This window comes from Enterobacter sp. BWH64 (assembly GCF_001037645.1).
In the GTDB taxonomy this organism is placed as follows: domain Bacteria; phylum Pseudomonadota; class Gammaproteobacteria; order Enterobacterales; family Enterobacteriaceae; genus Enterobacter; species Enterobacter hormaechei_C.
On record NZ_KQ089922.1, the window covers coordinates 3,835,146 to 3,860,408 of the forward strand.

Sequence of the window (25,263 nt, forward strand, 5' to 3'; positions counted from 1 at the left end):
AAACGAGCGGTGCCAATGAAGCACCGCTAGCCTCTTACCCGGAGAAACGTTATGTCTGAAACCACCAAACGCAATACCATCGGCAAATTCGGCCTGCTGTCGCTGACCTTTGCCGCCGTGTTTAGTTTTAACAACGTGATCAATAATAATATCGAACTCGGACTTGCCTCCGCGCCGATGTTCTTTTTAGCAACCCTGTTCTATTTTATCCCGTTCTGCTTAATTATCGCTGAGTTTGTCTCGTTGAATAAAAACTCAGAAGCTGGAGTTTATGCCTGGGTAAAAAGTTCACTCGGCGGGCGCTGGGCATTTATTACCGCTTATACATACTGGTTCGTGAATTTATTCTTCTTCACCTCGTTATTACCGCGCGTCATTGCCTATGCCTCTTATGCCTTTCTTGGCTATGAGTACATTCTCACACCATTTGCCACAACGGTGCTAAGTATGGTGCTGTTCGCCTTCTCAACGTGGGTCTCCACCAACGGGGCGAAGATGCTGGGGCCAATTACGTCTGTAACCTCCACGCTGATGCTGCTGCTGACGCTCTCTTACATTCTGCTGGCGGGCGCGGCGCTAATGGGTGGGGTGCAGCCCGCTGATCCGATTACCGTCGACGCGATGATCCCGCATTTTAACTGGGCATTCCTCGGCATTACCACCTGGATATTTATGGCTGCCGGGGGCGCGGAATCCGTCGCGGTGTACGTAAACGATGTGAAAGGCGGTTCGAAATCTTTCGTTAAAGTGATCATCCTGGCGGGGATCTTTATCGGCGTGCTGTACTCCATCTCCTCGGTACTGATCAACGTCTTTATCAGCAGCAAAGCGTTGAAGTTTACCGGGGGTTCGGTGCAGGTGTTCCACGGTCTGGCGGTGTGGTTTGGCCTGCCGGAAGTGTTGATGAACCGTTTCGTCGGTCTGGTTTCCTTTACCGCCATGTTCGGTTCCCTGCTGATGTGGACGGCGACGCCGGTCAAAATCTTTTTCTCGGAGATCCCGACCGGCATTTTTGGTCCGAAAACCGTGGCGCTGAACGAAAACGGCGTACCGGCGCGCGCGGCCTGGATCCAGTATTTGATTGTGATCCCACTGATGATTATCCCGACCATGGGCTCCAGTACCGCGCAGGAGCTGATGAACACCGTCATCAATATGACCGCTGCGGCCTCCATGTTACCGCCGCTGTTTATTATGCTGGCCTACCTCAACCTGCGTCGTAAGCTCGATCACCTGCCGCGCGATTTCAGGATGGGTTCACGAACCACGGGTATAACCATAGTGTCGATGCTGATTGTTATTTTCGCCATTGGTTTTGTGGCATCCACTTTCCCTACCGGTGCCAATATTCTGACGATTATTTTCTATAACGTCGGTGGCATTGTTTTATTCCTCGGATTTGCCTGGTGGAAATACAGCAAATACGTAAACGGATTATCAAAAGAACAACAACAAATTGAAGCATCACCTGCCTCGAATATTAACTGAAATAAAAGGCATGGATTTTATCTCATTGGGATGAGTTTATGAAAATTAAACAAAAAACATTGTGGGCACTCGCTGCCCTCTCTTTCTGCTGCCCTGCTATTGCCGCAGAAGATGCCCGGCCCGCTGAACATGACGATACCAAAACACCGGCAATAACCTCCCCGTCATTTCGTTTTTATGGCGAGATGGGCGTCGGTGGGTATATGGATTTAGAAGGTCAGGATAAACATAAATACAGCGACGGCACTTATATTGAGGGCGGTCTGGAGATGAAACAGGGGAACTGGTTCGGCCTGATTTACGGCGAAGGCTGGACCGTACAGGCGGATCATCAGGGCAACGCCTGGGTGCCCGATCACAGCTGGGGCGGGTTTGAAGGTGGGATTAACCGCTTCTACGGCGGTTACAAAACCGATAACAGCACCGAGATCATGCTCAGCCTGCGCCAGGACTCGTCTCTCGATGACCTGCAATGGTGGGGCGATTTTACGCCGGATCTGGGCTATGTGATCCCCAACACCCGCGACATCTTGTACGCACTAAAGGTGCAAAACCTCTCCGGCAACCTGCGCTATAGCGTCACCGCCACGCCAGCGGGTCACCATGACGAAAGCAAGGCCTGGCTGCACTTCGGCAAATACGATCGTTATGACGACAAATATACCTATCCGGCAATGGCGAATGGCTATATTCAGTACGACATCATGAAAGATGTCACCTGGATGAACGGTCTTGAAATTACCGACGGCACAGGCCAGCTCTTTTTAACAGGCGTTTTGACACCCAACCTGGCGGCACGCGCGTGGCATCATACCGGACGGGCAGATGGACAGAACGTCTCCGGCACGGAGAGCGGATTTATGGTCAGCGCCATGGTGGAAGCCCTGAAAGGCGTTTATCTCTCCACTGCTTACAGCTACGCGAAACATCGTCCGGACGATGCGGCTGAAGAAACTACCTCGTTTATGCAGTTCGGGATCTGGTACGAGTACGGCGGCGGGCGTTTTGCCACCGCTGCCGACAGCCGCTTCTATATGAAAAATGCCTCCGGCGACCCGAGCGATCAGGTCTTCCTGATGCAATACTTCTACTGGTAAAAAGGATCTACCACCATGAAATACGTCCTCACGCCGCTAGCCTGCGCGCTGGCGCTCAGTTTTTCGGCTCACGCCGCCACCGCAACTGACTTCAAAAACGTCATCAACCGTACCGGCGCGCCGCTCTTCATGCAGGATTTCGACTACGACGACCACCAGCGGTTTAATCCCTTTTTTGATATGGGTGCCTGGCATGGGCATTTGCTGCCGGACGGGCCGCAGACCCAGGGCGGATTTCCCGGCGTAGCGCTGCTCACCGAAGAGTACATCAACTTTATGGCGACGAATTTTGATCGCCTGTCCGTGTACCAGAACGGCAAAAAAGTGGATTTCACCCTTGAAGCCTACAGCCTCCCTGGCGCGTTGGTGCAGAAACTGAGCGCCAGGGATGTTCAGATCGTGATGACGCTGCGCTTTGCTTCTGCGCGTACTTCGCTGCTTGAAACCCGTATTACCAGCAAAACGCCGCTGGAGCTGGTGTGGGACGGCGAGCTGCTGGAAAAACTGGAGGCCAAAGAGGGCAAGCCGCGTTCGGATAAAACCATCGACAGCGCATATCCTGATTATCAGCGTAAAATTGTAGCCACGCGCGACGGCCTGAAGGTGACCTTCGGCAAGGTACGCTCCACCTGGGATCTGCTCACCTCCGGCAGTTCCGAATATCAGTTACACCGCTCTCTTCCTGCCGAGACCACCGTTGACGGACATCGCTTTACCAGCCGGGCACAGATTTCCGACAGCACCACGCTGTACACTACCTACTCCCATCTGCTGAACGCCGATGACGTCGCGCGTGAACAGCCGCAGATCCGCGACATTCTGGCGCGTCCGGCCTACTTTATGGCCGCCTCGCAAGCGCGCTGGGAGAGGTATTTACAACAAGGGTTAACCAACCCGCACGCGACTCCAGAACAAACGCGCGTGGCGGTGAAAGCCATCGAGACGTTGAACGGTAACTGGCGTTCGCCAGGCGGCGCGGTGCGTTTTAACACGGTGACGCCCTCCGTAACCGGACGCTGGTTCTCCGGCAACCAGACCTGGCCGTGGGACACCTGGAAACAGGCATTTGCCATGGCGCATTTCAACCCGGAGATCGCCAAAGAGAACATCCGCGCGGTCTTCTCCTGGCAGATCAAACCCGACGATCCGGTGCGCCCGCAGGATGCCGGATTTGTGCCGGATTTAATCGCCTGGAACCTGAGCCCGGAACGAGGCGGCGACGGCGGTAACTGGAACGAGCGTAACACCAAGCCGAGCCTGGCGGCATGGTCGGTGATGGAGGTGTATAACACCACGCAGTATAAAGCCTGGCTTGCCGAGATGTATCCAAAACTGGTTGCCTATCACGACTGGTGGCTGCGTAACCGCGATCATAACGGCAACGGCGTGCCGGAGTACGGTGCGACGCGTGATAAGGCCCATAACACCGCTACCGGCGAGATGCTGTTCACGGTGAAAAAAGGTGATAAAGAAGAGTCGCTTTCCGGCCTGAATAACTACGCACGGATAATCGATAACGGCCAGTACGACAGCCTGGAGATCCCCGCGCAGGTGGCCGCCTCGTGGGAGTCCGGGCGCGATGATGCCGCCGTATTCGGATATATCGATAAAGCGCAGCTGGATAAGTACGTTGAAAACGGCGGGAAACGCAGCGACTGGACGGTTAAATTTGCCGAAAACAGGAGTAAAAAAGGCGATCTGTTAGGGTATTCCTTATTACAGGAGTCCGTTGACCAGGCAAGCTATATGTACAGCGACAATCACTATCTGGCGCAGATGGCGAGCCTGCTGGGTAAAGAGCAGGAGGCCAGCCACTATCGCCAGCTGGCAGATAAGCTCGCAACCTATATCAACACCTGCATGTTCGATGCGAAAAGCGGGTTTTACTATGACATTCGTATCGAGGATAAGCCGCTGGCGAACGGCTGTGCGGGCAAACCTATCGTCGAGCGTGGTAAAGGGCCGGAAGGCTGGTCTCCGCTGTTTAACGGTGCCGCGACGCAGGAACATGCGGATGCCGTGGTCAAGGTGATGCTGGATCCGAAGGAGTTCAATACCTGGGTACCGCTCGGCACCGCCGCGCTGACAAACCCGGCGTTCGGCGCAGACATATACTGGCGCGGCCGGGTCTGGGTCGATCAGTTCTGGTTTGGACTAAAAGGCATGGAACGTTACGGCTATCGTGAGCAGGCGCAAACCCTCGCCGAAACCTTCTTTAAGCATGCGAAAGGGTTAACCTCGGACGGCCCGATTCAGGAGAACTATAACCCCCTGACCGGAGCACAGCAGGGCGCACCTAACTTCTCCTGGAGCGCGGCGCATTTGTATATGCTGTATAACGACTTTTTCCGTAAGAGCGATCGGTGATGCCCTCGTGCCCGGTGGCGGCTACGCCTTACCGGGCCTACGGTTCTAAAAAGTAGGCCGGGTAAGCGACAGCGCCACCCGGCAAAACCCTACCTTGTGATCCACAGCGTGGGCCAGGCATCTGCCCCATTCCAGTTATCACAGCTTGGCTCTTCCGCGTAGCGTACCAGGCGGAAGCGCTGGCCGTTAAAACGCCAGCGGGTCTGGATCCCACAGTCGCCAATCCCGCGTCCCAGCGCCAGCGTGGTCAGCTCGCGCGTTTTTTCGTCGAAGCTGGCATTCATCAGCTCCATGTCGCTACTCTGGCTGGAAGGGGTAAACGGCAGGCGCAATCTCACGCTCCTGGCCGAAAATGGTTTTTTACGCGACACCAGCCACGCCAGGTCGACGGTGTTGTACGCCCCTGCCTCACAGCTGATGATCATCAGCGCTTTGTCATCGGTCAGCGCGGTCACGCGCACTTCACGCCGGTTCGGATCGAGAGAGCACTGGCTGTGGTTCATGCGCCAGGTACCGTAATCCAGCAGATCGTTGAGTTCGTTATGCGTCAGCGGCGTTGGCGTGGGGTTCACCACCGCCACCTTTTTTAATGCCGGCGCAGGCGGCACGCTTAGCGGTGGACTATCCCCTTTTTTAATCCACGCCGTTTCACTTCCGACGCGTTTTTGCTGGGCATCGATAAACAGCAGCGCCGCTTTCAGACCGGCCAGAGAAATTGTCTGCTTCCCCCCGCGCAGGGTCAGCGCCTGCCCTTCCTGAATGGTTTTCAGAAACGTGGTGATGGTGGCCGTATCGTCTGTTTTAAGATGCCAGGGGGCTAACTGCCAGTGTTGCGACGTGAGTTTAAGCGGCACATTGTCGAGCAGCAGGCGCGGGGCGATGTCAGGCTCTTTCACCGGAGGCGCCGAAAGCCCGCCGAGATCGATGCGCAGGCTGGCGTCCGTTTTTGCCCCCGCACTGCGGCTCAGCGTCATGACCAGACCGCGATGCTCGCCGGTATTGCGCGCTACGCAGAAGTTCTGGTTATTGCAGGTCACCTGCCAGTCTGAAAAAGACTGCTGCGCAGGCGCAGCCCACACCAAAGGCGCGGGAAGCACGCAAATGAAGAAGAGAAGATAAACGCAGTAGCGCATGAACGGCACAGCCCCGGAAACGAATAGGTCAATCTGGGGCGTATCTTCGTGCCCTGGGCGGGCTGGCTCAATCGGATTTATCGGATAGATTTATCTGAAATACAACTTATCGCGCTTCCGCCGCCGCATTCATCAGCCCGCTGGTTTGCAGATACTGCAACAGGATCACCGCTTTACCGTCGCGGATCTCGCCGCGTTTCACCATGTCGACAGCCTGAGCGAAAGGCATTTCCAGCACTTCAATGTCTTCATCGTCCACGCCGCCGCCCCGGTGCGTGCGCTGAGCATCGGTATATTCCGCAATGAAGAAGTGAACCAGCTCGGTAACCCCGCCAGGGGACATAAACAGCTCAAAGACTTTCTGCACCGCACCCACTTCAAAACCCGTCTCCTCAATGGCTTCTTTGCGGATACACACTTCCGGCTCATCGTCATCAAGCAGACCTGCACAGGTTTCAATCAGACGTCCGTCCGCGTTGCCATTGACCCATGTCGCGATGCGAAACTGGCGGATCAGCACCACGCTTTGCTTTTCACGGTTATACAGCAGGATGGTTGCACCATTGCCCCGGTCGTAGACTTCGCGTTTATGGCGAATGACGTCCCCGTTCTTACGGGTGAGATCGTAAGTGATGTTACGCAGGACAAAGTAATTTTCAGAAAGGATTTTGTCTTTAATAACGGTAATGTTCAGGGACATACGGGCTCCACGGCAATATGAGTCTGTTTATACTACGCCGTGAAGCCCGCTTTGTCGCCCGTCTGCATTAATGCAAGTTGCGCGGCGGCACGCCAAGCCAGTCCATGATCCCCTGCGCGGCATGGCGCCCTTCCGCCATCGCGGTGACCACCAGATCCGCACCGCGTACCGCATCACCGCCAGCAAAAATCTGCGGATTCGAGGTCTGGTAGCGATAACGGCTCTCCACGGAGGCCCTGATGCGCCCCCAGTCGTCGGTGTCGACGCCCTGCGCCTGAAGCCACGGCATGGCGTGCGGATTAAAACCAAACGCCATGATCACCGCATCCGCTGGCATGACAAACTCACTGCCCGCCACCGGGACAGGACGCCGCCGCCCCTGCGCATCCGGCTCGCCCAGCCTGGTGCGCAGCATCCGGATACCGTTAACCTTCCCGTCGGTATCCAGCGTGAGCTCAACCGGCTGGACATTAAATTCAAACGCTGCGCCCTCTTCTTTCGCGTTTTTAACCTCTTTCTTTGAGCCCGGCATGTTGGCCTCGTCCCGCCGATAGGCGCAGGTTACTTTCGCCGCGCCATGCCGCAGCGCGGTGCGCACGCAGTCCATCGCCGTATCGCCCCCGCCGAGCACCACCACGTTTAAACCCTGTGTGTCGATAAACGGTTCGTCTGCGGCAGGATCAAGGCCCATCACGTTCCGCGTGTTTGCCACTAAAAACGGCAGCGCGTCGTACACGCCCGGCGCGTCTTCGTGAGGGATACCCGCTTTCATGGAACGATAGGTCCCTACGCCGATGAACAGGGCATCGTAGTCGTTTTGCAGTTGGGCCATCGACACGTCTTTTCCCACCTCGCAGTTCAGCTCGAAGCGGATGCCCATCGCGCTGAATATCTCTCTGCGCCGCGCTAACAGGGATTTATCCAGCTTGAAGGCCGGAATACCAAAGGTCAGCAATCCGCCGATTTCCGGATGGCGGTCGTAGACCGTCACGCCGACGCCGCTGCGCACCAGCACGTCGGCGCAGGCCAGCCCTGCCGGACCGGCGCCGATGATGGCGACGCGCTTACCGACCGGCTTAACGTGGCTGACGTCCGGCGTCCAGCCCATCGCCAGCGCCCGATCCGAGATATACCGTTCGATATTACCGATGGTTACTGCCCCTGACGCATCCCGCAGGGTGCAGGCGCCTTCACATAATCGATCCTGTGGGCAGACGCGGCCGGTAATTTCCGGTAAACAGTTAGTCTGGTGTGAAAGCTCAGCCGCACCGACGATATCCCCCGCCCCGATCCGCTGAATCCACTGGGGAATGTGGTTATGCAGCGGGCAGGTCCACTCGCAAATGCTATGCTCGCCACATTTCAGGCACCGGGATGCCTCACGCTGCGCCTGTTCCGGGCGAAACGGCAGGTAGATCTCGTTAAAATGGTATGCGCGTGCTTCGGGGCTGAGCTTATCCGGCTCACCGCGCGCCGGGGTGTTTTGCATCTGTTGCCGTTTGGTTTGCGGAGGGGCTGACTGAACCGCCTCGCTGTGCCACGGCAGCGCGTCCAGCCTTGCGCTGCGCTGTCGGCGCTGCTTAACCAGCTTATCCAGTACGGCTGGGGTGGCGAGCGTAAGCACCTCCGCCGGGCAGTTTTCCACGCAGGCCGGGCCTTGCGGCCTTTCCAGGCAGAGGTCGCATTTGTGCGCCGAGGCCTTTACGCTGTCGTTTTCCAGCGGGGCGATCAGCATGTCCATCGTGCCAAACGGACAGGCCACCACGCAGGCTTTACAGCCAATGCATTTTTGTTGATTGACCTGTACGCTGTCGCTGTGTTGCGTGATGGCTCCGTTCGGGCAGCTTTGCGCGCAGGGCGCGTTTTCACAGTGGTGGCAGGTCACGGGGCTTTTTCGCAAGCCTGAGGTAAGGACCGTAATGCGGGGATGAAAATGGCGCTCGCTCAGCGCGTGCTGCTCCCCGTTGTGCGCCATCACACAGGCAACTTCGCAGGCGCGACAACCGATACACTGTTGAGCGTTGGCCATAATAAAACGATTCATAACAACACCTGTTTTTGGTTCAATAACCTTATTCTTTCTATTGTTATCGTATTTACCCACAGCGGCATGGCGACGCAATGTTCAAATGCCCAGGAAGCCGAACTATTTCCAGTGAACCTGTGGCAGATCAATTTAATTCAGGAAGCTGATGAGTGACCGTTAAACGCCCCGTATCGGGAAGCCTGGCTCGGGCTTTCTTTTCGATGATTGTCTTGTCCGTTCTGATCAGCGCCATTGCGCTGGTCACACTCGCCAGCAGCCAGCGCGACGCCGAGGCGATTAACATCGCCGGCTCGCTGCGTATGCAGAGCTACCGCCTGGGCTACGAAATGCAGCGCGCCGGCCCATCGCTGGCAGAGCACCGCGCGGTCTGGCAAAAAACGCTGAGCGCGCCTGCGTTGCAGAAGCTAAACCGCTGGTATGTGCCAGAGGACGTCAAACAGCGTTACCAGCAGTTGCACCTTGGCTGGCAGGAGATGGACACGCGCATCGCCAGCGGCGATACCGGGTGGTATCAGAACCACATTGAGGATTTCGTGGGCCGGATAGATTCCTTTGTGCTGGCGCTACAGCACTACACCGAACATAAAATTCAGCTGGTGATTTTCATGTCGCTGACGGGTGGCCTGGGCATCCTGCTGCTGGCGGTGGTGACCCTGCGGCGCATCCGCCGTCAGGTTGTGCTGCCGCTGAATAATCTGGTGGCGGCGAGCGAGCGTATCGAACAGGGGCAATTCGACACTCCCGCGCCGGATACTACGCTTCCCAACGAGCTGGGCCAGCTTTCCCGCGCCTTCAACCATATGTCGGCGGAATTACACACCCTGTACCGTTCACTTGAGCGCTCCGTTGCTGAAAAAACCCGCCACCTGAATGAAGCGCATCAGCAGCTCGAAATGCTGTTTAAATGCTCACAGGCGTTGAATACCGGGCAGATAGACAGCCACTGTTTCCGGCATATTTTGCAGATTGTGCATGACTATACGCAGATGAATTACCTGCAATTGCGCACCAGTGACGACTGGCAGCTTTACGAAGGACAGGAGTCCCCGGGCGAGAAAATGCACAATTTACCGGTGTTAATGCAGGACACCCTGTACGGCGAACTGCGCTGGCAAAGCGCGACCGGGGATGTTCCGCTGCCGCTCATGGAAAGCGTGGCGACGATGCTGGGCCGGGGGCTCTATTTCAATCAGGCGCAGAAACATTATCAGCAGCTGCTGCTGATGGAGGAGCGCGCCACCATCGCGCGCGAGCTGCATGATTCGCTGGCGCAGGTGCTCTCCTATTTGCGTATTCAGCTTACGCTGCTGAAGCATGCCGTGCCGGGCGACAATGCTCCGGCGCAGACCATCATTACGGACTTCTCCCGCGAGCTGAATAATGCCTGGCATCAGCTACGCGAGCTGCTCACCACCTTCCGCCTGACCCTCAATCACGCCAATCTTCCTGCCGCGCTACAGGAGTCTCTCGACGGGTTGCAAAGCCAGACCCGCGCGAAGCTGGTGCTCGACTGCCGTCTCTCATCGCTGGCGCTGGACGCACAAAAACAGGTGCACCTCTTACAGATTGTGCGTGAGGCAGTGCTGAATGCGATTAAACATGCCGACGCGAGCGAGATTGTGGTCAGCTGCGTCACCACCGCGGACGGCACTCACACGGTCACGATCCGCGACAACGGCATTGGTATCGGCGACGCCAGCGAACCGCCGGGGCATTACGGGCTGAATATCATGCGCGAACGCGCGGGACGGCTCGGCGGGACATTACACTTTTCTCAGCCGCCACAGGGCGGGACACAGGTCAGCGTAACGTTCCAGACGCCTGCGGCCCAGGCTGAAAAATAGCGAGAAAGAAGGCGCGCTGAAAAAAGCGCATGATAATTTACATTATCTCCTTTATTTCTCCACGTTTGACCTGGGCCTTACCGCTAAAGTTAGGCGGGCAATAAACAATAATGACGTGCAGCAAAACGAGGTCACACTTTAATGGCGAATTTTTTCATCGATCGCCCCATTTTTGCCTGGGTGCTTGCAATCCTGTTGTGTCTGACGGGTGTCCTGGCGATTACGTCCCTTCCTGTTGAGCAATACCCTGACCTCGCGCCCCCCAACGTGCGTATCACGGCGAACTACCCTGGCGCCTCGGCACAGACGCTGGAAAATACCGTCACCCAGGTTATCGAGCAGAACATGACGGGTCTCGATAACCTGATGTACATGTCCTCACAGAGCAGCGCCACGGGCCAGGCGACGGTAACCCTGAGCTTTACGGCGGGCACGGATCCGGATGAAGCGGTGCAGCAGGTGCAAAACCAGCTGCAATCGGCCCTGCGTAAACTGCCTCAGGCGGTGCAGAACCAGGGGGTGACCGTGCGTAAAACCGGTGACACCAATATTTTGACCATCGCGTTTGTTTCAACCGATGGCTCAATGGATAAGCAGGACATAGCGGACTACGTCGCCAGTAATATTCAGGATCCGCTCAGCCGTATCAACGGCGTGGGTGATATCGACGCCTACGGCTCGCAGTACTCCATGCGTATCTGGCTGGATCCCAACAAGCTGAACAGCGTGCAGATGACCGCCAAAGATGTCACCGACGCTATCGAATCGCAGAACGCCCAGATTGCCGTGGGGCAGCTCGGCGGTACGCCGTCCGTGGACAACCAGGCGCTTAACGCCACCATCAACTCCCAGTCGCTGCTCCAGACACCTGAACAGTTCCGCAATATCACGCTACGCGTGAATCAGGACGGTTCGGAAGTGCGTCTGGGGGATGTCGCCACCGTGGAGATGGGGGCGGAAAAATATGACTACCTGAGCCGCTTCAACGGCAATGCCGCGTCCGGGCTGGGGGTGAAACTGGCCTCCGGCGCCAACGAAATGGCGACCGCGCAGCGGGTGCTAGAGCGTCTGGATGAGCTGTCGCATTTCTTCCCGCACGGACTGGAGTACAAAGTCGCCTACGAAACCACCTCGTTCGTAAAAGCCTCCATCGAAGATGTGGTGAAAACCCTGCTCGAAGCTATCGCGCTGGTGTTCCTTGTGATGTACCTGTTCCTGCAAAACTTCCGCGCTACGCTGATCCCCACTATTGCGGTGCCGGTGGTGCTGCTGGGTACCTTTGCGGTGCTGTATGCCTTCGGTTACAGCATCAACACCCTGACCATGTTCGCCATGGTGCTGGCCATCGGTCTGCTGGTGGATGATGCCATCGTGGTGGTGGAAAACGTTGAGCGCATCATGAGCGAGGAAGGGCTTTCGCCCCGCGAGGCCACGCGCAAATCGATGGGACAGATTCAGGGCGCGCTGGTCGGTATCGCCATGGTGCTGTCGGCGGTATTTATCCCGATGGCGTTTTTTGGCGGCACCACGGGCGCGATTTATCGCCAGTTCTCGATCACCATCGTCTCTGCAATGGTGCTCTCCGTACTGGTGGCGATGATCCTTACCCCTGCCCTGTGCGCGACGCTGCTGAAACCGCTGCATAAGGGCGAACACCACGGTCAAAAAGGCTTCTTCGGCTGGTTTAACCGCATGTTTAACCGCAATGCGGCGCGCTATGAAGCGGGCGTGGGTAAAGTACTGCACCGCAGCGTGCGCTGGATGGTGGTTTATGTCCTGCTGCTCGGCGGCATGGTCTTTCTGTTCCTGCGGCTGCCAACCTCGTTCCTGCCGCTGGAAGATCGCGGCATGTTTATCACCTCCGTACAGTTACCCAGCGGCTCGACCCAGCAGCAGACCCTGAAAGTGGTGCAGAAGGTTGAGAACTACTTCCATACTCAGGAGAAAGATAACGTGGTCTCCGTCTTCTCCACCGTCGGCTCTGGCCCTGGCGGTAACGGGCAGAACGTGGCGCGTATGTTTGTGCGCCTGAAAGACTGGGACCAGCGCGACAGCGATACCGGCTCCTCCTTTGCCATCATTGAGCGTGCAACCAAAGCGTTCAACAAAATCAAGGAAGCGCGCGTTTTCGCCAGCAGCCCGCCCGCCATCAGCGGCCTGGGCAGCTCAGCCGGGTTTGATATGGAGCTTCAGGATCACGCGGGTGCCGGGCATGACGCGTTGATGGCTGCTCGCGACAAGCTGCTGGAGCTGGCCGGGAAAGATCCGCAGCTTACCCGCGTTCGTCATAACGGTCTGGATGACAGCCCTCAGCTACAGGTGGATATTGACCAGCGTAAAGCGCAGGCGCTGGGCGTCTCCATCGACGACATTAACGACACCCTGCAAACGGCATGGGGCTCAAGCTACGTGAATGACTTTATGGATCGCGGCCGCGTGAAGAAGGTCTATGTTCAGTCTGCCGCCAAATACCGCATGCTGCCGGACGATATCAACCGCTGGTATGTGCGCAATAACACCGGCGGCATGGTGCCGTTCTCGGCATTTGCGACGTCACGCTGGGAGACCGGTTCACCGCGTCTGGAGCGTTACAACGGCTATTCGGCGCTGGAGATTGTTGGTGAAGCCGCGCCGGGCGTCAGTACCGGTACCGCAATGGACATTATGGAAAAACTGGTTCAGCAGTTACCGACCGGCTTTGGCCTGGAGTGGACAGCGATGTCCTACCAGGAACGGCTTTCCGGCGCTCAGGCGCCTGCCCTGTATGCCCTTTCGCTGCTGGTAGTGTTCCTCTGTCTGGCGGCGCTGTATGAAAGCTGGTCAGTGCCGTTCTCGGTGATGCTGGTGGTGCCTCTCGGGGTCATCGGAGCGCTGCTGGCAACCTGGATGCGCGGCCTGGAAAATGATGTCTATTTCCAGGTCGGACTCCTCACCGTAATCGGATTGTCGGCGAAAAACGCCATTCTGATCGTCGAATTTGCCAATGAGATGAATGCCAAAGGTCACGAACTGATGGCCGCCACGCTGCACGCCTGTCGTCAGCGCCTGCGCCCGATCCTGATGACTTCTCTGGCGTTTGTGTTTGGCGTCCTGCCGATGGCCACCAGCTCCGGCGCAGGCTCCAGCAGCCAGCACGCGGTGGGAACGGGCGTTATGGGGGGAATGATTTCGGCGACGATTCTGGCTATCTATTTCGTACCGCTGTTCTTTGTGCTGGTACGCCGTCGTTTCCCGCTGAAGGATAAGCCGGAATAACACGTTGAAATAAAAAAGGCGGCTTTACAGGCCGCCTTTTTATTGTGTGATTCGTTCACACTATGGTTATTTTAGTTAATTAAGTGCTCTTGCATTTCTTACCGGAAATTCATTTACGAAGCATGCCTTCGATAAAATCTTTCCAGTTCCCCAGTTCACGTTCAATCATAACAACCTCTCTTATTATTATGCGCATTCTACGAAAACGTATCATCATTGTGAAGCCACTTTAACCGATTGCTGTGATTGAGCCCCGCTGTGCTGGTAGGTTTAGGATCACTATGAGCGTTGCCGGGTAAATTTTATGTGACCTACAGCAATATTTTGAAATAGTCGGAAAAATGACAGCATTTTTAATTTCCCTCTGAGTTTATTGGCAATTTAAACAGGGTGGACAACTATGCTTAAAAGATGAAAGACTATTCAGCTTACAGCTGTTCGTTGAATTATGGAGAATTGTAAATCCCGAAAAATTCCGAATGTGTTATATTCCACTTAAGGATATATCTTCGAAAATATTGAACATTTAATCCACAAAAGAACAAAAGGATTCACTATGGTTGTGATGTACGGCATTAAGAATTGCGACACGATTAAAAAAGCCCGCCGCTGGCTGGAAGCACACAACATCGACTATCGCTTCCACGATTACCGTGCCGACGGGCTTGACCCCGCGTTCCTCCATTCCGCCATCAACGAACTGGGATGGGAAGCGCTACTGAATACACGCGGGACCACCTGGCGAAAACTGGATGAATCTCTCCGGGCCACGATCAACGACGCCGACAGCGCAGCCAAACTGATGCTTGAAATGCCGGCAATCATCAAACGCCCATTGCTCTGCAAGCCAGGTCAGCCTATGCTGCTGGGTTTCAGTGAAACCCTTTATTCAGATTTATTCGTTGAGGTGTAGTCTATGTCATGCCCGGTCATTGAGCTGACTCAGCAGCTTATTCGCCGTCCTTCCCTTAGCCCGGACGACGCAGGTTGTCAGGCATTAATGATTGAGCGCCTGCGTGCCATCGGTTTTACCGTGGAGCACATGGATTTTGGCGATACGCAGAACTTCTGGGCATGGCGCGGTCAGGGAGAGACGCTGGCGTTTGCCGGACATACTGACGTAGTTCCCGCAGGCGACGCAGACCGCTGGATCAACCCGCCTTTTGAGCCGACCATCCGCGACGGCATGCTTTTCGGACGCGGCGCTGCGGACATGAAAGGTTCTCTGGCTGCGATGGTCGTGGCGGCAGAGCGTTTCGTCGCCCAGCATCCGAACCATAAAAACCGTCTTGCGTTTTTGATTACCTCCGATGAAGAAGCCAGCGCCCACAACGGCACCGTGAAGGTCGTTGAGGCCCTGATGGCGCGCAATGAACGTCTGGACTACTGTCTGGTGGGCGAACCGTCCAGCACCGAAGTGGTGGGCGATGTGGTGAAAAATGGCCGCCGTGGATCCCTGACCTGTAATTTGACTATTCATGGCGTGCAGGGCCATGTTGCCTATCCGCACCTGGCGGATAACCCGGTACACCGCGCCGCGCCGATGCTGAACGAACTGGTGGGCATTGAATGGGATAAAGGCAATGAATTTTTCCCGCCAACCAGCATGCAGATAGCCAACATCAAGGCCGGCACCGGCAGCAACAACGTCATTCCCGGCGATCTCTTCGTCCAGTTTAACTTCCGCTTCAGCACCGAACTGACCGACGAGATGATAAAAGCGCGCGTGATTGCGCTGCTCGAGAAATATCAGCTGCGCTATACCCTCGACTGGTGGCTGTCTGGCCAGCCGTTCCTGACGCAGCGCGGTAAACTGGTGGATGCGGTGGTGAACGCCATTGCGCACTATAATGAAATTAAGCCACAGCTGCTGACAACGGGCGGCACGTCCGACGGACGCTTTATCGCCCGCATGGGCGCACAGGTTGTCGAACTGGGTCCGGTTAACGCGACGATTCACAAAATCAATGAATGCGTGAACGCTGCCGATTTACAACTGCTGGCCCGCATGTATCAACGTATTATGGAGCAGCTCGTCGCCTGACGGGTGCTTAAAGAGGATTAGCGAATGGACTGGCTTTCAAAGTACTGGTGGGTTCTGGTGTTGGTATTTCTGGTAGGCGTGCTGCTTAACGTGATTAAAGATCTCAAGCGCGTTGACCACAAAAAGTTCCTTGCCAACAAACCGGATCTTCCGCCGCACCGTGATTTTAACGACAAGTGGGACGATGAAGACAACTGGCCGAAGAAGGACCAGAAGAAGTAATCGCTCTGTTTCCCCTCTCCCTAAAGAGAGGGGGACACCTCACATAAACTCGACGATATCATCGTCATTCGGCTTACCGCCGCTGAGCGCTTCATCAAAGTAGTGCTTCGGTACGGTATAACGCAGATGATCGAGCGCGAACTGCATGCTGCGATCGTCAATGGCATGCCCCAGATCGTCCACGATATCCAGCGTCACATCTCCGCCCTCGCGCATCAGCGTCTCCTGGGCAGCTACCGCATGCGAAAGCTCAATTACCCGGTCTTCCCCCCCATGAATGAGATGGATCGTGGTCTGCGTGGTCGCGCTTTGCGGTAACGTCGCAAAACGCCCGTTAAAGGCAATCACGCGGGATACCAGTCTGGGCTGCGCTTTTACGCTTTCCAGCGACATGATTGAGCCCTGAGAGAAGCCAATCAGCGCCGTTGCGTCGGCGCCTACGCCGCTCTGCTGCTGCCAGTAACGCACGGTATCGATAAAGGCTGGCATAGCGGCATCAATACGCGCCTGACGATTCTCCTCCGTCACGCCCTCAACGGAAAACCACTGCCGCCCGCCCGGACCGCACGGCTCCACGCCGCCGATGCTGACGATCAGCGCGTGTGGGAAAACGGGTGCAAACCAGCTGCCAATCTGTCCCATATTGACGGCATTGTCGCCCACGCCATGAAACAGAAGCAGTAGCTGTTTAGCAGGTGTATCCGGGCTTTGCACAACAAAATGGTCATGTTTCATGGCGATCTCCTTAATTGATAAGCAGGATTTTACGCCTCTGCGGGGTAATGACCATGCCACTTTACTGAAGAACTCATTGAAAAAATTGCCATTGCATAATGTCGGCTTTCAGCTGCTGGCTACGGGAGTAATCAAGCCTTTCAAGCGCGTGTGCGGTTTCCTCGCGTAGCTTCGCCAGCAACGCTTTGCGCCCGAAATCGTGCGTATTCCCTTCCATTTTCCCCCGCAGCGCCGGAAGTGGCATGTCCACGGCTAACAACAACCGCGTCAGCGCCGCAACCGAAGTTGAAAACGCCCGGTGAGCAAAGGCAAACCCCGCCAGCTCCAGCCAGTCGTCACTATTAAGGGTAGCTTCCCATGCATCCGTCACCGGGATCTTTTCGCCATTCCAGGCCGACAGGACGCGCATATCACGACATAACCGCTGATGCGCCTGTTCGCAGAGCTGATGCCCCGCCTCGCTCAGCGGCAGCAACGCCATCGCCGTATAGCACCCGCTGCTGGCTTCCCGGTGGCTGCCCATTCGCACCAGCACAAACCCGCACTGCCGCCAGAAACGCCACAGCTCGTCGGTATAGCCAAAGCTGACCGAGAGATAATCTTCTCCGCTGGCACTGCGGATCAGCCGCTGGCCGATGCCTTCCCGCTGGCGATGGGGATGAACCGCAATGCGGCTGACGCGTCGGCCTTTCAGCGTCGCCGCGAGCGGCGAGCCGCCGTGCGCTGCCAGCGACTGCGCCACCAGATTTCCACGCGGCCGACGAAAGCCCGCCCAGACTGCGCGGCTAAGTGCAGGGGGTAATCCCCCCTCCTCCACCAGCCAGAGCGCGCCCGCGATCTCCGCGCCCGCCTGAGCAACAGCAAAGTGCTGGCCGGGGGCGTCCATCATCCGGCGTAAATCGAGGGGTGACGTCCGGTAGTGCGCGGCACACAGCAGTTCATACACGCCTGCCCCGCGCGTCGGATCGCTCTCCCACATCCCGGGCTCCAGCGACGTTAAACGTACCTCTCCTTCCGGTTTGCGATCGATAAGCGCATCGTCGAACAGCAGCGCGTTCGCCACTATCCGCTCAAGGGGACATCCGGCAGCCCAGCGAACAGGCGTGGATAAGGTATAACGCCGCAGCCCGCTGAACCGGGCGCAGAACTTCAGCAGGAATCCCCTGCCCGTGCCTTCATAACCCTGCACCGTGGTGGTCAGCAACACGCGGGGAAAGCGCGACGCCAGCTTCTCCAGCAGCGGGCCGGGGATGGCGGCCGCCTCATCGACAATCAGCCAGTCAGCTTCTGTTGTGGAGGCCAGCAGCGCATCCGGGGCCATAAAGTGAAAATGTTCCCCGGCGAAACGCGCGATGACATCCGTCGCCCCTTTTGCCGGTGCCGTCACTACTGCACTCCCCTGAATGCCGTTGAGCAACATGCCCGCCAGGGCGGACTTTCCGCGTCCGCGCGGTGCCGTCACGGCGGCCACGCCCGCAGGCATGGTCAGAAGAGCGTCGAGGATCTCAGCTTGCTCGCGCTGCGGTTCACCGCTGGCAGGCTGCCAGGCGGGTAAATCTGACGTAACGGGAAGGCACAGAGGACGATGTTGATGCCAGACGATGGCATCTGAATCGGCGGCAAGCGTCCGGCAAAAGTGGTGAACAAAGTGCGGGGTGGCGATCGGCTCGGCGCTGTCGCTCCAGCGTAGAGAATCCGCGTCGGGCCTGTTAGCCCAGACGGAGAACGGCGGCACCAGCAGCATCAGAAGGCTTCCGGCGCGCAGGGTCCCGCTGAGGGCGGCGAAGGCCGAGACGTCAAACCCGCGACGCGCGTCAAAAACGGCGTGCAGGTATTCACGTCCCAGCAGGCCGCTGATGGTCTTAGAGGGGTTTTCCTCCAGCCACAGCCAGTCTCCTGGTAACGTATCGCGCAGAATGGTCGCCTGGCTCAACGTCCACGCTTCATCGCCGCTGAGCACCACCAGCCGGCGGTGCCCGGTACGCTGAAGCTGGTTGACCAGCTGTTCAAACCCCAACATCACATAGCTTTGCCGAAGGTATTACACTGCGACGGGTTGCCGCTGTCGAAGCCACGCTTAAACCAACTGTAGCGCTGCTCTGAGGTGCCATGGGTAAAGCTGTCCGGCACAACGCGCCCCTGGCTCTGCTGCTGCAAGCGATCGTCACCAATCGCCTGTGCGGCATTCAGGGCCTCTTCCAGATCGCCTGTTTCCAGCACGCCCTGCTGCTGCATGCTGTGTCCCCAGACGCCAGCGAAGCAGTCGGCCTGAAGCTCCATGCGTACGGACAGACGATTCACCTCCGCCTGAGAAGCATTCTGCTGCATCTGACGCACTTTAGGCTCAATGCCGAGGAGCTTCTGCACGTGGTGGCCGACTTCATGCGCGATCACGTAGCCCTGGGCAAAATCGCCGTCGGCGCCCAGCTTGCTTTTCATGTCGTCATAGAAGGAGAGATCGATATAGACGGTGCTGTCCGCCGGGCAGTAGAACGGCCCCATAACGGACTGCCCGGTGCCGCAGCCGGTGCGGGTTGCGCCCCGGTACATCACCAGTTTTGGCGGCTGATAAGTCCGCCCCATTTTCTCGAACTGCTGACCCCAGGTATCTTCGGTCGTCGCGAGAATAACGGAAGTAAATTTCGCCGCTTCATCTTCATTCGGGCTGATGGAGCGCTGAGAATACTGCTGCTGTTGCCCGGTTTCACCGGTCATCAAACCGGTCAGGTCGACGCCGTAGTAGCCCGCCACCAGCACGACGACCAGCAGAATAATGCCGCCCTTGCCGCTGGGTAACCGGAAACCTGGCCCGCCCATAGACGGACCACCGCCACCACTGCTGCGTCTGTCTTCTACGTTGTCACTTTCACGACGCCCTTGCCAGCGCATAAACACCTCGAACTATTCCATTTATAATAGCTATGATCGTAGGCGGTTAATGAAAGGATTACCATAGTAAACAAGGATAAGACGCCAAAGGATGCCAACATCCTTTGGCAAATGCGCAGTTTAGTCGAGCTTAACGCCTAAACGGTGAGCAACCGCTTCGTACGCTTCGACCACGCCACCCAGACTCTGGCGGAAACGGTCTTTGTCCATTTTATCCAGCGTCTCTTTGTCCCACAGGCGGCTGCCGTCCGGCGAGAATTCGTCGCCCAGCACCACTTCACCCTTGTACAGACCGAACTCCAGCTTGAAGTCGACCAGGATCAGGCCCGCGTCATCAAACAGCTTTTTCAGCACGTCATTGGCTTTGTAGGTCAGTTCCTGCATGCGCGCCAGGTTCTCTTTGCTTACCCAGCCGAAGGTTTCGCAGTAGGATTCGTTGACCATCGGGTCGTGCATGGCGTCGTTTTTCAGGAACAGATCGAACAGCGGTGGATTCAGTTCGATACCCTCTTCAATGCCCAGACGCTTCACCAGGGAGCCTGCGGCACGGTTACGGATCACGCACTCAACCGGCACCATATCCAGTTTTTTTACCAGACATTCCGTATCGGACAGCAACGCTTCCATCTGAGTCGGGATACCGGCTTCGGCCAGTTTGGTCATAATGAAGTGGTTGAACTTGTTGTTCACCATGCCCTTACGATCGAACTGCTCAATGCGTGCGCCGTCTCCTGCTGACGTATCATTGCGGAATTCGAGCACCAACAGATCCGGGTTTTCCGTGCTGTATACGGTTTTCGCTTTGCCACGATACAACTCAGCTTGCTTCTGCATCTTCATTACTCCTGGTGTGATGATTTGTATTCAAAACTGGCCATATTATGCCACGCACACGTTTGCGTAGCACGAAAATAAAAAGGGCTGGATTAACCAGCCCTCACTATTATTTGCTGAATGCGGCCTGGAAGGCAGCGACCAGCGCATCGTTCTGCGCCTGGGTCAGCGTGTGTCCTTTCGGAACGATAAATTGCAGGCTGCTGCGGTTATCGAGGTCGCCAACCTGGATTTTGTAGTCACCGGAAGGCAGCTGTGGATCGCTTGCCCCCAGCTCCTGCCAGGCGCTATCAGACAGCGGCTTATAGGTCGCTGTGATGCTGCCCGTTGAACGGGTGCTGTCGGTCACCTTCATGCCCACTTTTTCAAGCGTTGCTGGCAGGCGCTGCCAGGTCTGATTAAACGGCGCACGCACCACCAGCATTGGCAGGCCGGTATCGTCTGCACCGCTCTGCACATCAAACGTTGAACCGTTACGGTTCTGCGCGGCGTTTGCGGCATCGGTAGCGTTCTTATCCAGACCAGCGGCAATCACGTTCAGCATTTCAGTGCTGTAGCGCTGCATGGCGGCCGGATCGGCAACCGGTTTACCTGCCTGCTCAAGATTCAACAGCTTGACGGTAACCGCCTGCTGATAACCCTGCGGCTTAACGGAGACTTGATAACGACCACGATACTGCTGGTCTTCATCGAGACGGTTCCACTCAATCCAGTCGGTGGTTAAAGTCTGGCTGGCGTCGTCGCGTTTATCAATCGTATAGTTTTTCGACTGAATAACGCTCACAACCTGCGGCCACAGCGTGGTACCGCGTGCGCTTTCCACCAGCAGAGAGGCCGTATCACCGGTAAACTGCGTGCGCGCGCCACTCACCAGCGCCAGAGGCTGAGCCGGCGGACGAATATCAAGCGCTTTACCCACCAGGCCACTGCCGTTGGTAACCGGAATATTATAATCACCGTTCTGGATCGGCAGGATCATGCCGGCAGGCGCGTGAAGTTCAGCAAGCGGCGGCGCATCCAGATAGGATTCATCACCGCTCACCTGGCGCTTGTAGCGCGAGTCTGAACTACAGGCAGCGAGGAGCATAACAAGCGAAACACCCGCAACCTTCGCCAGGCGCGACTTCTGTACTGAATAAGCCATCAAATCTCCCTAAACTTTACAGCAAACCGGCATGCTTCAGCGCGCCAGCGACAATTTCACGACCGTGGTCGGTAATCGGTGTCATTGGCAGACGCAGCGTGTCGGTTGCTACAAGCCCCAACTCCTTACATGCCCATTTCACTGGGATCGGATTGGGTTCGACAAATAATTTATTGTGCAACGGCATCAGACGCTGATTAATCACGCGAGCTTCATCAAAGTGACCGGCTGCGGCCAGTTTGCACATGTCAGCCATATCACGCGCCGCCACGTTCGCCGTAACGGAAATCACGCCATTACCACCGAGCTGCATAAAGTCCAGCGCGGTCGCATCATCACCGCTCAACAGGATAAAGTCGTCTGAAACCAGCTCTTTGATCTGATGAACGCGGCTTAAGTTCCCTGTCGCCTCTTTAATCCCGATAATATTTTTTACTTTCGAGAGACGGCCAACGGTTTCCGGCAGCATATCGCAACCGGTACGGGACGGCACATTATACAGAATTTGTGGCAAGTCAGTATGTTCAGCGATGGCTTTGAAATGCTGGAACAAACCTTCCTGAGTAGGACGGTTGTAATAAGGGGTCACCGTCAGGCAGCCGACAATGCCGCTGTCGTTAAAACGCTGAGTTAGGCTAATCGCTTCTGCCGTTGCGTTTGCGCCCGTACCCGCGATGACCGGAATACGCCCGTCCGCCAGTTCCAGGGTCAGCATCACAACGTCGCCGTGCTCTTCGTGGCTCAGCGTAGCGGATTCACCGGTAGTCCCTACCGAAACGATCGCCGAGGTTCCATTGGCGACATGGTAATCAATGAGCTTCTTCATGCTTGACCGGCAGACATTACCTTTTTCATCCATCGGTGTAACAAGCGCGACAATACTTCCCGTGAACATGAGCCATCCTCTGTGCGAACAAGAGCCTCAATGTTACGTTTGGAACTGTAATAAAAGCAAGCGACCTGAGGCTCTCAGGCGGTTGTATGCATGTTTTTTTTATGCTTTCCTTAGGAAGACTTAACCACGCAAAGGAAGAACAGGTTTGACAACCTCATCACAACATTACCTGGTTATCACTGCGCTGGGTGCTGACAGGCCGGGTATCGTGAATACCATCACTCGCCACGTGAGCAGCTGCGGCTGCAACATCGAAGATAGCCGGCTGGCTATGCTTGGCGAAGAGTTCACGTTCATCATGCTGCTTTCCGGAACATGGAATGCCATTACCCTCATTGAATCTACCCTGCCGCTGAAAGGCGCAGAGCTGGATTTACTGATTGTGATGAAGCGCACCACCGCGCGCCCGCGTCCGGCTCTGCCTGCCACGGTCTGGGTACAGGTTGAAGTGCCTGATTCACCTCATCTGATTGAACGTTTTACGGCGCTGTTTGACAGCCATCAGATGAACATTGCCGAACTGGTTTCCCGCACGCAGCCGGGCGATGAAAACGCAATCCCGACGCTGTTTATTCAAATTACCGCACACAGCCCTGCCTCGCAGGATGCGTCAAATATCGAGCAAGCGTTCAAAGCCCTCTGTACAGAATTACATGCGCAAGGCAGTATAAGCGTCGTCGATTATTCGCAGCACGAACAGGATGGAGTTGAGTAATGAACCCACTGAAAGCCGGTGATATCGCACCGAAATTTAGCTTACCGGATCAAGACGGCGAGCAAGTAAATTTGACCGACTTCCAGGGACAGCGTGTTCTGGTCTATTTCTACCCGAAAGCCATGACCCCGGGCTGTACCGTACAGGCCTGCGGTCTACGCGACAACATGGATGAGTTGAAAAAGGTCGGTGTGGAAGTGCTGGGCATCAGCACCGATAAGCCAGAGAAGCTGTCACGCTTTGCGGAAAAAGAGCTGCTGAACTTCACGCTGCTTTCCGATGAAGACCACCAGGTTTGCGAGCAGTTTGGCGTCTGGGGTGAGAAGTCCTTTATGGGCAAAACGTACGACGGTATTCACCGCATCAGCTTCCTGATTGACGCTGACGGTAAAGTTGAGCACGTGTTTGATGATTTCAAAACCAGCAACCACCACGACGTAGTGTTGAAGTGGCTGAAAGAGAACGCGTGATAATTTTAGTGCCGGGTGGCGCTGCGCTTACCCGGCCTACAAGGTAAATGCAAAACGGTAGCATGCGCTACCGTTTTTAGTGTTTGCCCCCTCTCCCCGCGGGAGAGGGTTGGGGTGAGGGCATCAGCCCGCACTAAATCTACTTCTCTTCCACCGCTGGCACATCCGGCCACGCGTGGACCACGGCTTTAATCAGCGTCGCCAGCGGAATGGCGAAGAATACCCCCCAGAATCCCCACAGCCCGCCGAAAATCACCACTGAAAGGATAATCACCAGCGGATGCAGGTTAACTGCTTCTGAGAACAGCACCGGTACCAGCAGGTTCCCGTCCAGTCCCTGAATAATCAGGTATACGGCGAAACAGCTCCAGAACTCCGTACCCAAACCAAACTGGAACAGCGCCACCCCCACAACCGGAATGGTCACCACAAACGCGCCGATATACGGGATCAGAACCGAGAATCCGACCAGCACCGCCAGCAGCAGCGAGTAGTTCAGTCCGAAGATCACGAAGCCAATCCAGGTCGCCACGCCCACCACAATCATCTCCAGCACTTTGCCGCGAATGTAGTTGGTGATCTGCTGGTTCATCTCCTGCCAGACCTGACCGGCGAGACCGCGATTGCGCGGCAGCACACGGCGTACCGCGTTCAGCATCTGCTCTTTATCTTTGACCAGGAAAAACACCATTAGCGGCACGAGAACAAGGTAAACCGCCAGCGTCAGCAGGCCGACCAGCGAGGCCAGAGAGTATTTCACCACCGAATCACCCATGGTCATGATGCGGGCGCGCATGTTTTCGGCCATCGCATCGATGATCCCGGCGTCCATCAGCGCAGGATAGCGGCGCGGCAGCGTGGCGGCAAAATCAGACAGTTTATTCAGCATGCCGGGCATATCGCGGATCAGGTAGATCCCCTGTTGCCAGGCGATGGGCATCACCACGAAGGACATCAGCAGCAGAATGCCGACAAACAGCACCAGAACAATGCTGGTCGCCCAGCGGCGGGAACAGCCGATATGTTCCAGACGCGCGGTGGGCCACTCCAGCAGATACGCCAGCACAATTGCCACCAGTAGCGGTGCCAGCAGGCCACTAAAGAAGAACAGGATACCGAATCCGGCAACCAGAATGACCAGCAAAGCAATGGCTTCCGGGTCGCTAAACCGACGCCGATACCACTGCATTAACATTTCGAGCATACAACCCTTCCCTGAATCGAATGGCGGGAGTGAGACGGTGAATTGTATCTAACTGTCACAAAAAAGACTTTCCTTTTTGTTTCACTGTCAGGTTTCGCAAAACCCTGATGAATGGGATTTTCTTCATCTCTTAACACGGCTACACTCGCAGAGCAGCGGAGATGAACGTTATGCGGGTTC

At 56.3% G+C, this 25,263-nt stretch carries 21 protein-coding genes; 10 read left to right on the plus strand and 11 right to left on the minus strand.

Annotated features, from left to right (window positions below; all coding sequences use genetic code 11):
* The first annotated feature begins 51 nt into the window (after positions 1–51).
* Genes SK50_RS18260 through ygjK form a run of 3 tightly spaced genes read left to right on the plus strand, consistent with a single transcriptional unit; the run spans position 52 to position 4,952 of the window.
* Positions 52–1,488, plus strand: coding sequence for an amino acid permease (locus tag SK50_RS18260; RefSeq protein WP_017383487.1), 1,437 nt, complete (start codon positions 52–54; stop codon positions 1,486–1,488).
* A 38-nt stretch (positions 1,489–1,526) separates the two neighbouring features.
* Entirely contained in the window at positions 1,527–2,585 is a 1,059-nt protein-coding gene (gene ygjJ / locus SK50_RS18265; RefSeq protein ID WP_015572211.1) for a protein YgjJ, read from the plus strand.
* Positions 2,586–2,600: 15 nt separating this feature from the next.
* Positions 2,601–4,952, plus strand: a complete 2,352-nt coding sequence (gene ygjK / locus SK50_RS18270) for an alpha-glucosidase (RefSeq protein ID WP_048229794.1) — start codon at positions 2,601–2,603, stop codon at positions 4,950–4,952.
* Positions 4,953–5,041: 89 nt separating this feature from the next.
* Here the strand turns inward: ygjK and SK50_RS18275 are convergent, their stop codons facing one another.
* The 3 genes from SK50_RS18275 to aegA all read right to left on the minus strand — a co-directional run bounded on the left by SK50_RS18275 (position 5,042) and on the right by aegA (position 8,829).
* A complete protein-coding gene (locus SK50_RS18275) occupies positions 5,042–6,085 on the minus strand; it encodes a DUF1176 domain-containing protein (RefSeq protein WP_017692953.1) in 1,044 nt (347 codons plus the stop codon).
* Positions 6,086–6,191: 106 nt separating this feature from the next.
* Positions 6,192–6,785 carry a GDP-mannose pyrophosphatase NudK gene (nudK, locus tag SK50_RS18280; protein ID WP_017692952.1) on the minus strand — a complete coding sequence of 198 codons (594 nt, stop codon included), beginning with the start codon at positions 6,783–6,785 and terminating at the stop codon, positions 6,192–6,194.
* A 67-nt stretch (positions 6,786–6,852) separates the two neighbouring features.
* Complete coding sequence (gene aegA / locus SK50_RS18285) at positions 6,853–8,829, minus strand: formate-dependent uric acid utilization protein AegA (RefSeq protein ID WP_071591734.1); 1,977 nt, start codon at positions 8,827–8,829, stop codon at positions 6,853–6,855.
* A gap of 152 nt (positions 8,830–8,981) precedes the next feature.
* Here aegA and narQ point away from each other — a divergent pair, with 152 nt between their 5' ends.
* Positions 8,982–10,676, plus strand: coding sequence for a nitrate/nitrite two-component system sensor histidine kinase NarQ (gene narQ / locus SK50_RS18295; RefSeq protein WP_017692951.1), 1,695 nt, complete (start codon positions 8,982–8,984; stop codon positions 10,674–10,676).
* Between the two features lie 141 nt (positions 10,677–10,817).
* Positions 10,818–13,931 (plus strand): multidrug efflux RND transporter permease AcrD, encoded by a 3,114-nt coding sequence (acrD, locus tag SK50_RS18300; RefSeq protein ID WP_017383494.1) that lies wholly within the window; start codon positions 10,818–10,820, stop codon positions 13,929–13,931.
* A 109-nt stretch (positions 13,932–14,040) separates the two neighbouring features.
* Here acrD and ypfM read toward each other — a convergent pair whose 3' ends face one another.
* Positions 14,041–14,100, minus strand: a complete 60-nt coding sequence (gene ypfM / locus SK50_RS23950) for a protein YpfM (protein ID WP_015572204.1) — start codon at positions 14,098–14,100, stop codon at positions 14,041–14,043.
* A 387-nt stretch (positions 14,101–14,487) separates the two neighbouring features.
* Here ypfM and SK50_RS18305 point away from each other — a divergent pair, with 387 nt between their 5' ends.
* From SK50_RS18305 to SK50_RS18315, 3 genes are read left to right on the plus strand one after another with little or no spacing between them, the layout of a single operon-like run.
* Positions 14,488–14,844 (plus strand): ArsC family reductase, encoded by a 357-nt coding sequence (locus SK50_RS18305; protein WP_015572203.1) that lies wholly within the window; start codon positions 14,488–14,490, stop codon positions 14,842–14,844.
* Positions 14,845–14,847: 3 nt separating this feature from the next.
* Positions 14,848–15,975 (plus strand): succinyl-diaminopimelate desuccinylase, encoded by a 1,128-nt coding sequence (dapE, locus tag SK50_RS18310; protein ID WP_017383496.1) that lies wholly within the window; start codon positions 14,848–14,850, stop codon positions 15,973–15,975.
* 24 nt (positions 15,976–15,999) lie between these two features.
* Positions 16,000–16,197: a YpfN family protein gene (locus SK50_RS18315; RefSeq protein WP_048229797.1), complete on the plus strand. Its 198-nt coding sequence runs from the start codon at positions 16,000–16,002 to the stop codon at positions 16,195–16,197.
* Between the two features lie 39 nt (positions 16,198–16,236).
* On the opposite strand, the gene ypfH is transcribed toward SK50_RS18315, so the two are convergent.
* The 6 genes from ypfH to dapA form a co-directional block, all read right to left on the minus strand.
* Positions 16,237–16,932 (minus strand): esterase, encoded by a 696-nt coding sequence (gene ypfH, locus SK50_RS18320; protein WP_048229798.1) that lies wholly within the window; start codon positions 16,930–16,932, stop codon positions 16,237–16,239.
* Positions 16,933–17,005: 73 nt separating this feature from the next.
* Positions 17,006–18,952 (minus strand): tRNA(Met) cytidine acetyltransferase TmcA, encoded by a 1,947-nt coding sequence (locus SK50_RS18325; protein ID WP_017692948.1) that lies wholly within the window; start codon positions 18,950–18,952, stop codon positions 17,006–17,008.
* The gene (locus SK50_RS18330) at positions 18,952–19,821 is read right to left on the minus strand and encodes a KPN_02809 family neutral zinc metallopeptidase (protein ID WP_001303362.1); all 870 of its coding nucleotides are present in this window, start codon (positions 19,819–19,821) and stop codon (positions 18,952–18,954) included. The genes SK50_RS18325 and SK50_RS18330 overlap by 1 nt, the downstream gene beginning before the upstream one ends.
* A gap of 120 nt (positions 19,822–19,941) precedes the next feature.
* Positions 19,942–20,655 (minus strand): phosphoribosylaminoimidazolesuccinocarboxamide synthase, encoded by a 714-nt coding sequence (purC, locus tag SK50_RS18335; protein ID WP_001171626.1) that lies wholly within the window; start codon positions 20,653–20,655, stop codon positions 19,942–19,944.
* 109 nt (positions 20,656–20,764) lie between these two features.
* The gene (gene bamC, locus SK50_RS18340; RefSeq protein ID WP_048229801.1) at positions 20,765–21,799 is read right to left on the minus strand and encodes an outer membrane protein assembly factor BamC; all 1,035 of its coding nucleotides are present in this window, start codon (positions 21,797–21,799) and stop codon (positions 20,765–20,767) included.
* A 16-nt stretch (positions 21,800–21,815) separates the two neighbouring features.
* A complete protein-coding gene (gene dapA / locus SK50_RS18345; RefSeq protein WP_003860542.1) occupies positions 21,816–22,694 on the minus strand; it encodes a 4-hydroxy-tetrahydrodipicolinate synthase in 879 nt (292 codons plus the stop codon).
* 145 nt (positions 22,695–22,839) lie between these two features.
* Between dapA and SK50_RS18350 the strand changes: the two genes are divergently transcribed.
* Both SK50_RS18350 and bcp read left to right on the plus strand, forming a co-directional pair.
* A complete protein-coding gene (locus SK50_RS18350; RefSeq protein WP_000213743.1) occupies positions 22,840–23,409 on the plus strand; it encodes a glycine cleavage system transcriptional repressor in 570 nt (189 codons plus the stop codon).
* Positions 23,409–23,879: a thioredoxin-dependent thiol peroxidase gene (gene bcp, locus SK50_RS18355; protein WP_015572198.1), complete on the plus strand. Its 471-nt coding sequence runs from the start codon at positions 23,409–23,411 to the stop codon at positions 23,877–23,879. Before SK50_RS18350 ends, bcp begins: the two co-directional genes overlap by 1 nt.
* A gap of 139 nt (positions 23,880–24,018) precedes the next feature.
* Here bcp and SK50_RS18360 read toward each other — a convergent pair whose 3' ends face one another.
* On the minus strand, positions 24,019–25,083 hold the full coding sequence (locus SK50_RS18360; protein ID WP_003860546.1) for an AI-2E family transporter: 1,065 nt from the start codon (positions 25,081–25,083) through the stop codon (positions 24,019–24,021).
* Positions 25,084–25,263 lie beyond the last annotated feature (180 nt).